Origin of the sequence: Klebsiella sp. SWET4 (assembly GCF_024296565.1) — a bacterium.
GTDB classification, from domain to species: domain Bacteria; phylum Pseudomonadota; class Gammaproteobacteria; order Enterobacterales; family Enterobacteriaceae; genus Klebsiella; species Klebsiella variicola.
In genome coordinates this window covers 1217328-1231117 of sequence record NZ_JANCOB010000001.1, presented here as the reverse complement: position 1 = coordinate 1231117, position 13790 = coordinate 1217328, and the positions used below count along the sequence as shown (strand labels likewise).

The window sequence follows — 13790 nt, the reverse complement described above, 5'->3', positions numbered from 1 at the left end:
AACGACAGGATATAACGGAGGGAGCGGCAGCGACCCGACGTCGGTGAGCGACGGGGAAAAAACGCGACGCATGACCGATTATTCAGCATTACGCTATGCAGGAAAGGAGTAATACATGGCCGTATCGCCGTCACTGATCGCCGAAGCCGTTGGCTGGCGACGTGAATTTCACGCCGCGCCTGAGCTCGGATATCAGGAGCAGGAGACCTCGCGCCGCGTTGCGGAGCTGCTGGCCTCGTTTGGGCTGCAGGTACACCGCGGGCTGGCCGGCACCGGCGTCGTGGCGACGCTGGAAAACGGTCCCGGGCCGGTCATCGGCCTGCGCGCCGATATGGACGCCCTGCCGATCACCGAGCTGGGGAGCGTCAGCTATCGCTCGCGCCGTCCCGGGGTGATGCACGCCTGCGGCCACGATGGACACACCGCGATGCTGCTGGCGGCGGCCGCCCATCTGGCGCAGACCCGCCAGTTCAGCGGCACCGTCCACTTTGTCTTCCAGCCGGCGGAAGAGAACCTCGGCGGCGCGCGCAAAATGGTGGAAGAGGGGTTGTTCGAGCGCTTCCCGATGGACGCCATCTACGCGCTGCATAACTGGCCGGGGATCCCCCTTGGCGAAGTGGCGCTCAGCGATGGCGCGATGATGGCCTCGCTGGACGCCTTCGAGATCACCCTGCGCGGAAAGAGCTGTCATGCGGCGATGCCGGAGAGCGGGGCCGATCCGATCGTCGCGGCGGCGCAGCTGATTATGGCGCTGCAGACCATTCCTTCCCGCCGCCTGTCGCCGCAGGATTCCGCGGTGGTCAGTATCACCCAGATAAACGGCGGCGAGGCGATCAACGTCCTGCCGGACACCGTGGTGCTGCGCGGTACCTTCCGCTGTCTGAGCAATCGCGTTCGCGCCCGCGTGCGCGAGCTAATCGAAAGCTATGTGGCGACCCAGCCGCAGGTGTCCGATGTGCAGGGTGAGATTAGCTGGTTCCCGGGCTATCCGGTGACCAAAAACCATGCGCTGCAGGCGCAGCAGGTGCGCGAGGTGGCCGTCGCCACCCTCGGCGCGGAAGCGGTGCGCTGGAACCAGGCGCCGTCGATGGCCTCCGAAGATTTTGCCTGCATGCTGGAGGCCTGTCCGGGAGCCTATTTCTGGATCGGCACCGACGGCGAAACCCCGTCGAAGCCGCTGCATAACGCCAGCTATGACTTTAATGATGCGCTGATTAGTCCCGGGGTGGCCATGTGGGTGGCGCTGGTGGAGAAACAGCTGCCGGCGGCGTAACCCACCGGCAGCGGCAGAGGGAGCGCGGCGCGCTCCCTGAGGTCAGACGTCGGCGGCGGCTTTCAGTCGCGCCTTCATGTCGCTGTAGGCCGTCCAGGCGTAGCGCTCCGCCCATTGCTGGTCGGCTATCGCTTCCACTTTCACCGCACAGTATTTGGTTTCCGGTGTTTTGGAGATCGGATCGAGGTTATCCTGGGTCAGCTCATTGCAGGCGCCCACCCACCACTGATAGGTCATATAGACCGCCCCCGGATTGATGCGATCGCTAAGGTCGGCGCGGGTGATCACCTTCCCGCGTCGGGAGCTGACCCACACCAGCTGTTTGTCAGCGATCCCCAGTCGTTGCGCATCCACCGGATTCATCTGCACCCGTCCCGGCTCGTCGGCCAGCGACTGCAGCGCGGCACAGTTGCCGGTCATTGAGCGGCAGGAGTAATGCCCGACTTCCCGCACGGTGCAGAGCACCAGCGGCCACTCGTCATCCGGGCGCTCCGCTGGCGCGCGCCAGGCGGTGGCGAACAGTTGCCCTTTACCCGATGGGGTATCGAAGCGGTTGTCTTTATACAGCCACGGCGTGCCGGGGTGGTCGAGGGTCGGGCACGGCCACTGGACATGGCCCATATCGCCCATTTTCTCCCAGGTCACGCCGTAGAACAGCGGGCAGAGTTCGCGCATCTCGTCCCAGATCTGCTGGTTGTTCTCATAGTGCATCGGATAACCCATTTCGCTGGCCAGCAGGCTAATGATCTCCCAGTCGCGCTTCACATTCCCCGCCGGAGGGATCGCCTGTTCAAACCGCTGGAACCCACGGTCGGCGCAGGTGAATACGCCGCCGTGCTCGCCCCAGGAGGTGGCCGGCAGCAGGACATCGGCAATTTCCGCCGTTTTGGTCATGAAGATGTCCTGCACCACCACAAAGTCCAGCGCCTCGATGCCTTTGCGCACCAGGCCGAGGTCGGCTTCAGTCTGCAGCGGATCTTCACCCATGATGTAGTAGGCTTTGATCTCGCCAGTCAGCGCTTTATGCGGCACCTCGGTGATGCGGGTGCCGACCTGGTCATCCATCAGCGCCGGGTCGACACCCCAGGCGGCGGCGAATTTGGCCCGCACGGCGGGGTCGGTGACCTCCTGATAACCCGGGAACAGATTCGGCAGCACGCCCATATCGCAGGCGCCCTGCACGTTGTTTTGCCCGCGGACCGGCCCCACGCCGACGTTCGCCCGCCCCAGGTTGCCGGTGAGCAGCGCCAGGCTTGCCAGACCGCGCACCACGTCCACCGCCTGGCCAAACTGGGTGACGCCCATGCCCCACATAATGGTGGCGGAAGGGGCGGCGGCGAAGATGCGCATCGCCTCACGGATCGCCTGCGCGCTGACCCCGACAATCGCTTCCACCGCTTCCGGGGCATAATCCTTCACCGCTTCGCGGTAAGCATCCAGCCCTTCGGTATAGCGTTCGACATAGGCTTTGTTGTACAGCTCCTCCTCCAGCAGTACATAGCCGAAGGCATTCACCAGCGCCATGTTGCTGCCGTTGTTGAGCTGCAGATGACGGTCGGCAATGCGCGCGGTTTCAATGCGCCGCGGATCGCAGACGATGATTTTGGCGCCGTTTTCCCGGGCTTTGATCACCCGGCGGGCGACGATTGGATGGGAGTCGGCGCAGTTGTAGCCAAAGACCAGCAGGCATTTCGAGTTTTCGATGTCGCTGATCGAGTTGCTCATCGCCCCGTTGCCCAGCGCCTGCTGCAGCCCGGCGACAGAGGGGCCGTGGCAGACGCGGGCGCAGCAGTCGACGTTATTGGTGTTGAGCACCGCGCGGGCGAACTTTTGCATCACATAGTTGGTTTCGTTGCCGGTGCCGCGCGAGGAGCCGGTGGTCATGATGGCGCGCGGGCCATGCTTCTCTTTGATCTCCCTGAGCTTGCTGGCGGTATAGCGAATCGCCTCCTGCCAGCTGACCGGCGTGAAGGCGCCGCCTTTCTGGTAGCGGATCATCGGTTGTTTGAGACGGGGCGTCAGGAGCTGCGTATCGTTAAGAAAATCCCAGCCGTAGTAGCCTTTCAGACACAGCTGGTTCTGGTTGGTGACGCCGTCGGCGGCTTCCGCGCGAATGATTTTATTGTTGTCGACAACCAGTTTAAGTTTGCAACCCGCCCCGCAGTAGGGGCACACGCTCGTGATTTTTTTCATCAGTAACAGACCTGTTAACAGTGAACAGAGGATCGCTGTCGCGCCGGGCCCGACGGGCAACGATCGCGGTAACGCCTGGTCGTGATGCAGACGCAGGCCTGCTGCGCTATGCAGGTCTTGTGCCAGAATTTAATTTGTTGATTTACATGTGAAAATTAAAATGGTGCGATGACGGGAACGTGACCTCGTCACTAATGACGATGACGCAGAGCGCCGACGTCAGACGCTCTGCGGGGGTAAACGTGGCTAGGCGAGAGGGCGGCACCGGTCGAAGTGCGATTCGCTCAGGCCGACGTCGCGCGCGGCGGCGCAGATAGCCTGCCAGCTGCCGGCATCCAGCGGGATCCCCTGCGCCAGCCGCGCTTCGCGGTTGGCGGCCTCCCATTCGCCGGGCGCCAGCACCGGGGCATCGGCATCGTGCGGCGACTGCTTGCACCATGCGATAAAGGCCTCCGTCTGCGCCTGGCTGTCCGGGGCATCGAACGCGTCCGGGCGCAGGATCACCGTGGTCATGCAGTTAAAGATGGCGTCGACGCTGGTCTGCAGGCTCTCCTGATGGGTGGTTTGCCCCCCGGAGAGCGCGCCGCCGAGCACTTCGCACAGCGTCGCCAGGGCATAGCCTTTGTGCTGGGCGAAGGTGAGCAGGGCGCCCAGCGGCGAAGTCTGCATCACCGCCGGGTCGGTGGTGGGGAGCCCTTTGGCGTCGATCAGGCAGCCGGGGGCCACGGCTTCGCCTTTATGCCAGGCGACGCGGGTTTTACCAAAGGCGATGGCGCTGGTGGCGTAGTCCAGCAGCAGCGGCGGATGGCCCGCGCGGGGGAACACCACGCACAGCGGGTTAGTGCCGAAGCGGCTGTCCTTCCCGCGGAACGGGGCGACCATCGGGTCGCCAATCACGCTGACGAAGTGGATGGAGATCAGCCCGGCGGCGGCGCACTGCTCGGCCCAGTAGCCGATGCGCCCGACGTGATGCGCATTGCGCAGGGCGATTGCCGCCATACCATGCTGCTTCGCCTTTTCAATGCCTAACTGCATCGCTTCGTGGGCGACCACCTGGCCGAAGCCGGCGTTGCCGTCGAGGGTGACCACGGCGCCGGCGTCTTTGGTCACCGTGGCGTGGCGGTTGAGCTGCAGAAAACCACCGGCGTGGGATTTCACGTAGCTTGGGATCATCCCGACGCCGTGGGAGTCATGCCCGGCAAGATTGGCGGCGATCAGATGGTCTGCGACGAGGGTGGCTTCCCCTGGGGTACTGCCGAGATGGGTAAACAGTGAGACGACAAACTGATGCAGATCCGTCGCCAGAAAGCGGTGTCCTGTAGGCACTGATTCTCTCCTGTAGTCTGTTGTTATTTTGTTATGTTTGCCGTTTTATGCTGCGCCGCCCGGCGCAGAAGGTCAAGGGCGGGGGCTTCCGGCGGAACGTCACTGCGTCTGAGTCAGGCGACAGGCGATAAAAAACGGGGCCGGGATCGCGTTTTAATTAACGCCATAAACACCACATTTTTAAATTCTGCCAGTGTCACAAAAGCCAGAAAAAAGCCATCCCCGGCGTTGCAAGGGGAGCTGATACCACTATATGTTAAATTTGTGTTTATTAATTGATGATTAAAGGTTGGTATCATGTATAAGAAAATAAGTGGTTTAGTGGTTTCACTGACGGCCGTTTTCGCCTGTGCCGCCTGGGCGGAGGTGCCTGCGGGCTATCCGGCGGATTATCAAAAAACGGTGGATGCCGCCGTAAAAGAGGGCAAGGTGGTTATTTATTCCACCACCGATACCAAAGCGGCCGGGCCGTTAATTAAAGGATTTGAAGCGCAATATCCGGGCGTTAAAGTCGAATATAACGACATGAACAGCACCGAGCTGTATAACCGCTATATCAGCGAGCAGGCCGCCGGGGGCGGCAGCGGGGACGTGGTGTGGAGCTCGTCGATGGATACCGCGCTGAAATTAGCTACCGAATACGCGGAACAATATGCCTCGCCGGAGGTGAAGCAATTACCCGACTGGGCGGTCTGGCAGCAGAAAGCCTATGGCACCACCTACGAGCCGGTGGTGTTTATCTATAACAAACGGCTGATCCCGCAGAATGAGGTTCCGGATTCGCATACCGCGCTGGCAAAACTGATCGCCAGCCAGGCCGATAAATTTAAAGGCAAAGTCACCACCTACGACATCGAAAAATCGGGCCTCGGCTTTATGCTGGCGGTGCAGGACAGCCAGGCCGACGCGAACTATTTTACCGACCTGGCGAATATCGCCAAAGGCGGCCTGACGGTGCAGTCTTCCACCGGCACGATGATGGAGCGCGTCTCCTCTGGCGAAAACCTGATCGGCTATAACATCCTTGGCTCCTATGCCGAAGCGCGGGCGAAAAACGATCCCTCTTTAGGCATTGCCTATCCGAAAGATTACGTGCTGGTGCTCTCCCGCGTTTCGTTTATTAGCCAGGAGAGCGAACATCCCAATGCGGCAAAATTGTGGCTCGACTATGTCTTGTCGGAAAAAGGCCAGCAGATCCTCGCCAGCCAGGCGGATATTCCCTCTATTCGTCGCGATATTGAAGGTAAAAATGATATCGATGGTATGACCGCGCTGTTGGGCAAAGCGTTAAAACCGATCCCGGTCAACGAAACGCTGCTGGATTATTTACAGCCGCAAAAACGTCTGCAGTTTATTAAACAATGGCGCAGCGCCGCCGCGAAATAATCCTCCTTCGGGGCATCGCCGATGCCCCTTATTCACACCCGGCGGGTTTTTTCTCCTGACCAAAGGGATGAACCATGAATGTATTACGCAGAAAGTGGCAGGGGCTGCCGCGCGGCGTGGTGGTGTGCATCACGGCGCTGGTGATTTATGTCCCACTGTTATTTATTGTGGTGCAGAGTTTTCTCTCCGCGCCATTCTTTTCCCGCTCCAAATCGTGGAGTCTGGAAGCGTTCGCCTTTATTTTTACCGACCCGGATTTTTATCTGGCATTAAGGTCAGGTTTTATTCTGGCCTTTGGCCTGGTGATTATTGCCATTCCGCTGGGCGGTATTTTGGCGTTTCTGATGGTGCGCACCGATTTACCCGGCCGGCGGATCATTGAGCCGCTGATCCTGGTGCCGATCTTCGTCTCGCCGATGGTGCTGGGCTTTGGCTACGTGGTGGCCGCCGGGCCGGTAGGCTTCTTTTCCCAGTGGGCGCAGCAGCTGATCGGCTTTGTGCCGTGGAATATCTACTCGATGTTCAGCATTGTGGTCATCGCCGGCTTAACCCACGTTCCGCACGCCTATCTCTATATCTCTTCGGCGCTGCGCAGCGTCGGTTCCGACGTGGAAGAGGCGGCGCGCACCGTCGGCGCTACCCCGCTGCAGGTGATGACCTCGGTGAGTCTGCCGATGGTGCGGCCATCCATCCTTTACGCCTGCGTGCTGCTCTTCTTCCTCGGTCTGGAGGTTTTCGGTCTGATGCTGGTGCTGGGCGACCCCGAGGGCAACATGGTGCTGGCGACCTATCTCTACAAGCTGACCAATAAGCTCGGCACCCCCTCCTACCATCTGATGGCGGCGGTGGCGGTGGTGCTGATCTGCATCACCATCCCGCTGGTGATGCTCCAGCGGCGGCTGATGCGCACCGCCAACCGTTTTGTCACCATGAAGGGCAAGGCGTCGCAGGCGCGGGCGCTGCCGCTGGGCAAATGGCGCTGGGTGGCCGGGGCGGTAGTGGTGGCCTGGCTGACGGTGACCATCGGCGTGCCGCTGCTCGGCGTGGCGCTGCGCGCTTTTATCTCCAACTGGGGCGTCGGGGTGTCGCTGTGGGATGAGCTGTCGCTGACGACGTTCCACAATATCTGGCAGCAGCCCAACCTGCTGCGGGCGATCGTCAACTCGATGGCTATCGGCATCGTCGGCGGCGCGCTGGCGGTGATCTGCTATCTGTTTGTCGGTATCGCCATGCACCGCAAAGCGGACAACGTCACCCGCTTTCTTGACTACAGCGTGCTGGTCCCGCGCGCGGTCCCGGGGCTGCTGGCCGGTCTGGCCTTTCTGTGGGTGTTCCTGTTTGTGCCGATGTGGCTCGATCAGTCGCTGAAGCACGGCTGGCTCTCGGCGCTGCCGGTGGCCGACTGGCTGCGGGAGCACCTTATCGTGCAGTTGCGCGCGCTGCGCAACACCATCTTCAGCGTCTGGCTGGCCTACACCGTGGTATGGATGGCTTACGGCCTGCGGCTCATCTCTTCGACGCTGCTGCAGGTGGGCCCGGAGCTGGAGGAGGCGGCGCGCAGCACCGGCGCTTCCCGGGGGCAGATCACCCGCCACGTGACTGTCCCGCTGTCGCGCTATGGGCTGATTGGCTCCTGGCTGCTGATGTTCCTTATCTTTGAGCGTGAGTATTCCACCGGCGTCTATCTGCTGTCGCCGGGTACCGAAACCATCGGCTCGATGCTGGTGTCGCTGTGGGCGGCGGGGGCCATCGATATCGTCGCGGCGCTCTCCTTTATCAATATTCTGCTGGTGGTGATTGGCCTTGGTATCGCCCTGCGCTTTGGAGTGAAATTACATGATTGAGTTATCGGTAGAAAATCTGCATCTCACCTATGGCGACAACCCGGTGCTGAAGGGGGTTTCCATGACGCTTGGCCGGGGAGAGGTGGTGTCGCTGCTGGGGCCTTCGGGAAGCGGCAAAACCACGCTACTGCGGGCGGTGGCCGGGCTGGAAAAACCGACGAGCGGACGGATCGCCATCGGCAACCGCACGGTGTACGACGGCACGTCGCGCAGCGAGATCCCGGCCGAAGAGCGTAACCTGGGCCTGGTCTTTCAGTCCTATGCCCTGTGGCCGCACAAAACGGTGTTCGACAACGTGGCCTATCCGCTGAAGCTGCGTAAAGTGGCTGCGGGGGAGATAAAAGAGCGGGTGCAGCGCGTACTGGATCAACTGGGGCTGGGGCACCTCGGCAACCGCCATCCGCACCAGCTCTCCGGTGGCCAGCAGCAGCGGGTGGCCATCGGCCGGGCGCTGGTCTACAACCCGCCGGTGATCCTGCTGGATGAACCGCTCTCCAACCTTGACGCCAAACTGCGCGAAGAGGCGCGGGTGTTTCTGCGCGAGCTGATCATCAAGCTGGGCCTGTCGGCGCTGATGGTCACCCACGATCAGAATGAAGCAATGGCCATCTCCGATCGTATTCTGCTGCTGAACAATGGCATCATTGAGCAGCAGGGGACGCCGCAGGAGATGTACGGCAGCCCGGCGACGCTGTTCGCCGCCGAGTTTATGGGCAGCAATAACCGTCTGCACGGTAAGGTGACGGCGCTGGAAAACGGTCGTGCGAGGGTTGAAGGCGCCAGCTGGACGCTGTGGGGTCGAGCGGGCGAGGGGGTCAGCGTTGGCCAGCCGGCGACGGCGGTGATCCGCGTCGAGCGCCTGCGTCTCGACGGCGCAGCGCAGGATAATAGCCTCCAGCTCCCGCTGCTGACCAGCATGTACCTCGGCGACCGCTGGGAGTTCCTGTTCCGTACCGAAGGCGACGACTTTCCGCTGCGCGCCTACGGAACGGCGCTGCGCGATGCCGAACACTGCCATCTGACGCTCCCGGCGGAGGATGTGTGGATTTTTCCGCAGCGGTAACTACGCGAAGCCACGGAAGGCAAACGTCAAGACGTCGCGCTATATTCTGGGGATGACAAAAGCGTTTGGCGCCTGGCTATGGATCGGGCAGGCCAGTAGGGTAGGCCGGCCCAGGTCAGCAGCAAGTCGACGGTGGTGATATGGGGACATACTTTTTCGTTTGATGAATGTTGATGCTGATGCGGAAACCCTGCGGAGTGCAATTATCGTAAATCTGGCGTTTTAATACGCCGCTGAACACAATATGCTGGTGTCTTCCCCACATGCGTGGGGGTGTTTCCGCTGTATGCCCCCCATCCTTCGCAAGCATTAGTCTTCCCCACATGCGTGGGGGTGTTTCCGCCGTGGCAATGCATACCACTAACCATCCGGAGTCTTCCCCACATGCGTGGGGGGGGTTCTTCGATGAAATAACCGGAATGCTGTTCGCAAAGGTCTTCCCCACATGCGTGGGGGTGTTTCTGGGCAGACGGGATCATCAAAGATGATCGCGAGGTCTTCCCCACATGCGTGGGGGTGTTTCTAGTCGTAGTTTGTTTTACGGCAGTGGTATTTAGTCTTCCCCACATGCGTGGGGGGGTTTCCGAACGGCCATCTGGCGCTGTCAGCTGGATTTCGTATTCCCCACATGCGTGGGGGTGTTTCTGAGGCGCTGGCGCTGACCCGGAGTGATTTTTCGGTCTTCCCCACATGTGTGGGGGTGTTTCTTCATCATGTGTGAGCGGATTTGGCTCTATCCTGTCTTCCGCACATACGTGGAGGTGTTTTCGCCTTTCAAGTGACGACAAGTCACGTCTGTGCGCATTTCTCAGATGGAAGGGGATTCCTGACGTAGAGGCATTAATGCCATGACATAGTTATCCTTAATGTACATCAATGTCTTTGAAATTTCGTTTGGCCAGCACAGTCTCATATATTTTTTATATGATTTTACTTATAAATATTCGTGAACTATGTTTGTTCTATACTTTCTTTAGGGACATCTAAATCGTTCGAGTTTCTTACTCGTCTGGAGATATTGTTCTTCATATTAATTATTTATAACTTTTTATATTATTATTTTTGGCTTTTATCTTTAGTTCAGTGTGTTGTGGATATTTTTGATTTTATAAAAAGTTATTTATAAATTTCCCGGTTTTTAGTATTAATAAAGGGCACATGTTTTTTAAGGAAAAATTCCATGAGGCGCTTGACCAGGGTTTCGCTACAAAATCAACATGCCATACCGGCGATAAGTTTTGAAAACTGTCCAGCGAAAACCCGGATGTTGAGTGATGGTCGCGTGGTGCAGGGACGCTCGGTATTGAGCCATTGTCAGATTGTCGGGGAGATTGCTCGGGCGCTTATAGCGCTATATCCCGAGTCGATGCGAAGTCGACTCTTTCCAGCGGGAAGTGAAATGGCGGCTGCCGGTCACGATATCGGAAAGGTCAGCCCAACTTTTGCCGCCAAAATTTTTGCGGCATGTGACGTTAATGATCACCGTCTTCCTGGGTTATCGGCGGTGAACCCCGGACTCGAAACACTCTGGGGAGGACATGCAGGCGTCAGTCAGGCGACAGCGGAAAGTTTACATGCTCCGCGCTATGTTCCTGAGATCCTCGGTCAGCATCATGGTTTTAATCCAGGGCTCAACGGCAGGCGTGGCGACGCTGAAGTATTCGGCGGGCCGCTCTGGTTTGATGAGCGTAAAAAACTCGTGGATAAGCTGAAAGCGGAATTCTCCGCAGATTGGCCGACATTTGATTCAGCCGCTCAGGCTCGCGTGGTCGCCGGGTTGACCTCGGTAGCTGACTGGATTGGATCCGGTGAGTTTTTTGAAAATCCTGAGCAAGCGTGGCAACCTGTCATCACAGCAGCCCTTAATAACGCCGGCTTTATTAAACCCGTTATCCGTCAGGGACTATCCTTTGCGGACGTCTTTTTTCCTGACGATCCATCGAAGAAACCACGCGAAGCGCAATCGCGCTTTATTGACCAGGTTGTGGGGCCTGGTCTCTATATTCTCGAAGCGCAAATGGGAATGGGTAAAACCGAAGCCGCGCTCTATGCGGCTTATCAAATGTTGGTCCAGGAAAAAGCAACCGGCATTTATTTTGCGCTACCCACCCAGCTAACCTCGAACAAAATATACGATCGCTTTAATGCGTTTTTGCAACAGATTGTCAGTACTGAAACCCCGCGACATGCCTTACTTTTGCATTCCGGCGCCTGGTTGATGGATACCGAGATGGGGGAGGAAGGAAGCCCTGGTGGTGCGTGGTTTAACCACCGTAAACGCGGCTTATTAGCGCCGTTTGCCGTCGGTACCATCGATCAGGCGTTGATGGCGGTGATGAATGTTCAGCATGGTTTTGTCAGAGCGTATGGGCTCGCAGGCAAGGTTGTGATCCTTGATGAAGTTCATACTTACGATTTATACACTGGCACGATTCTCAATGCGTTAGTCGAATTCCTCCGTCAAATCGACTGTACAGTGATTATTCTTAGCGCCACGCTGAGTCAGACGCGTCGCGACGCATTACTGCAGCAAAGCACAACCAGTGAGGCATACCCGCTGATTACCGCGGCGCCATCAGCGGAACGGGAGCGCGGTCTGGTCGAGATTGGCGTTCCCGTCACCGAGAATACCAGCGTCATCCTCCATTCTTGTCGTAAAGATGAGTCCGCGCGGGAAGAGGCGCTGCGGCGCGCAGAGCTCGGGCAGCAGGTGTTATGGATTGAGAACACCGTTGCCGAAGCGCAACAAACGTATCTGGACTTGGCCAGCCGGGCAGTCGAGGCGGGATGTGAAACAGGACTCTTACATTCCCGATTTACGCCCCAGCAACGCAACCGGCATGAGCAACGCTGGGTCGCGCTTTACGGCCGGGCGGGTTGGCCCCAACGTAAACAGTGCGGACGCATTTTAGTCGGGACCCAGGTTCTGGAACAATCCCTCGATATAGATGCTGATTTCCTCGTCAGCCGTTTTGCGCCAACCGATATGTTGCTGCAACGTCTTGGTCGGCTGTGGCGGCATACCGATACCCCCCGCCATGCCAGCGCGAAGGCGGAATGCTGGCTATTGTCCCCCTCGCTGGAGAGTGCTTTAGCCAACCCGGGTTCTGCATTCGGCATGAGCGCGATGGTCTATTCGCCCTATGTGTTATGCCGCAGTCTGGAGGTCTGGCAAGCGATCCCGTCCCTCTCATTGCCTGGGGATATTCGCCCCCTGATCGATCAAACCTATACCGAGCGCGCTGAAGAGGGGACAGCCGGAATTACGCGCTTTAGGGGGGAATCCGGTAGAAAAAATCGCGCTCACTAAATTGCTACTCGCCATCGCCCAGGCAGCAGCGACGCCGACAGATGATAGCGACTGGCAGCAGATGGGCTGGCAGGGAATGGCCCATTGCTGCCTGCAGTACCTTGCTAAATGGCATGACCGTTTTTATCTGTATGGCGAAAAGCCGTTCTTACAGATGCCCGCTATTCAGGCCGCGGAATGTAAGTCATTGGGCGTATTATCACCGGAGGTGAGTACCGGCAATACCACCGTTTTGACCGAAAGTCAGCAACAGCAGCAATTAACTGATGCAGACAAAGCGCTAGCTATTGTTATGCAAATGGGCTTTGGGCTCGGAGGCAAGAAAACCGATAACTCTGTGGTATTAACGCCGGGCTATCGGGGTAAACAAAACGACAAGGGAAAGCCGGGCAGTGGAAAGGCCGGGGTTTCTGTCGGGCATATGGGATTGTTACATTCGTTCTGGCTGGGCGATTCCATCGTACAGAGCGTTTGGCTCAATTTGTTTACCGCTGAGGATATTACGCAGCTGGTGATGTATCCCACGCTGGGGACCGCCCCATGGGAGCGAATGCCGACAGGGGAAGATGATGACATTGCACGCTCGTTGAAAGCGTCGTTGCTGGGCCGCCTGATCCCGATGGGTAAATTTTGTCTGTTAGCTGAGAACGGCATTCACTATAGCGATGGAATAAGCCATGCCGGCTATCTGGAAGGCAAAATCGATCCCTCGGTGTCCGTCGATTTTTCAGGAAAGAAACCGAAGGCGTTATGGGTTAATCCGGGTAAACGCCCCTGGCGCGAGCTGACATCGCTATTGCAGTTCATTGAGCAGGATAGCCCCCGGGGATTTGAAACCCGCCAGCTTAGTCTTCCTCTGCAGCGGATATCCCGTAATACGGAACAGTTTGCGCTATGGTCGGGCGGCTTACGGGTGAGTAGCAATGCGGGGGAACAGTACGCTTCAGGCACCGATGATTATGTGCAGTCAGAAATATGGTTGTCATCAGATTTAATCAATCACTCATTTTTAGAATATTTAAAATATGAAATGACGCAGCTTGAGGCTGTGCAAAAACAGCTTTGGGGCGCCGTTGTGCGTTATTTCCGTCAGCTATCAGATATTGATAAATCAGCGACAGGAAAGGCTCAACCCTTTGTGGCAAAGCAGGCCGAAAAAGCGACGGCGCTATTCTGGCAACTTTGTGAACGTCAGGCTCAGACCTTAATTAATGTTTGCTTGAATTTCGGGGAAGACCATTCCGCGCGTCATCAACTACGAAAAATTTTTGCCAGGTACGCCGGGCAGGTTTTTGATCAGCTTTGTCCCGCCGACAGTGCACGTCAATTAGACGCCTGGGCGCAGGCCCGGCCTAATTTCTCCAAATACCTCACCCTCGATTAAGGAGGATCTTC

8 protein-coding genes and 1 CRISPR repeat array are annotated in these 13790 nt (G+C 58.1%); of the genes, 6 read left to right on the top strand and 2 right to left on the bottom strand.

The features are described from left to right. Window positions 1-115 precede the first annotated feature (115 nt). On the top strand, window positions 116-1273 hold the full coding sequence (locus tag NKJ21_RS06365) for a M20 aminoacylase family protein (protein WP_008804517.1): 1158 nt from the start codon (window positions 116-118) through the stop codon (window positions 1271-1273). Window positions 1274-1315: 42 nt separating this feature from the next. On the opposite strand, the gene fdhF is transcribed toward NKJ21_RS06365, so the two are convergent. Both fdhF and NKJ21_RS06355 read right to left on the bottom strand, forming a co-directional pair. Continuing rightward, entirely contained in the window at window positions 1316-3466 is a 2151-nt protein-coding gene (fdhF, locus tag NKJ21_RS06360) for a formate dehydrogenase subunit alpha (protein ID WP_049155298.1), read from the bottom strand. A gap of 246 nt (window positions 3467-3712) precedes the next feature. Further along, on the bottom strand, window positions 3713-4792 hold the full coding sequence (locus NKJ21_RS06355; RefSeq protein WP_032733185.1) for a malate/lactate/ureidoglycolate dehydrogenase: 1080 nt from the start codon (window positions 4790-4792) through the stop codon (window positions 3713-3715). Between the two features lie 297 nt (window positions 4793-5089). Here NKJ21_RS06355 and NKJ21_RS06350 point away from each other — a divergent pair, with 297 nt between their 5' ends. The 5 genes from NKJ21_RS06350 (at window position 5090) to casA (ending at window position 13779) form a co-directional block, all read left to right on the top strand. After that, window positions 5090-6178 (top strand): ABC transporter substrate-binding protein, encoded by a 1089-nt coding sequence (locus NKJ21_RS06350; protein WP_004203017.1) that lies wholly within the window; start codon window positions 5090-5092, stop codon window positions 6176-6178. Window positions 6179-6252: 74 nt separating this feature from the next. Continuing rightward, on the top strand, window positions 6253-8022 hold the full coding sequence (locus NKJ21_RS06345) for an iron ABC transporter permease (protein ID WP_023297791.1): 1770 nt from the start codon (window positions 6253-6255) through the stop codon (window positions 8020-8022). Next, entirely contained in the window at window positions 8015-9085 is a 1071-nt protein-coding gene (locus NKJ21_RS06340; RefSeq protein WP_254732783.1) for an ABC transporter ATP-binding protein, read from the top strand. The genes NKJ21_RS06345 and NKJ21_RS06340 overlap by 8 nt, the downstream gene beginning before the upstream one ends. A gap of 252 nt (window positions 9086-9337) precedes the next feature. Next, window positions 9338-9853: direct repeats of the CRISPR family, unit length 28 nt; unit sequence GTCTTCCCCACATGCGTGGGGGTGTTTC. A gap of 412 nt (window positions 9854-10265) precedes the next feature. Further along, window positions 10266-12395: a CRISPR-associated helicase Cas3' gene (gene cas3, locus NKJ21_RS06335; protein WP_254732780.1), complete on the top strand. Its 2130-nt coding sequence runs from the start codon at window positions 10266-10268 to the stop codon at window positions 12393-12395. Window position 12396: 1 nt separating this feature from the next. After that, window positions 12397-13779: a type I-E CRISPR-associated protein Cse1/CasA gene (gene casA, locus NKJ21_RS06330; RefSeq protein WP_375294009.1), complete on the top strand. Its 1383-nt coding sequence runs from the start codon at window positions 12397-12399 to the stop codon at window positions 13777-13779. Window positions 13780-13790 lie beyond the last annotated feature (11 nt).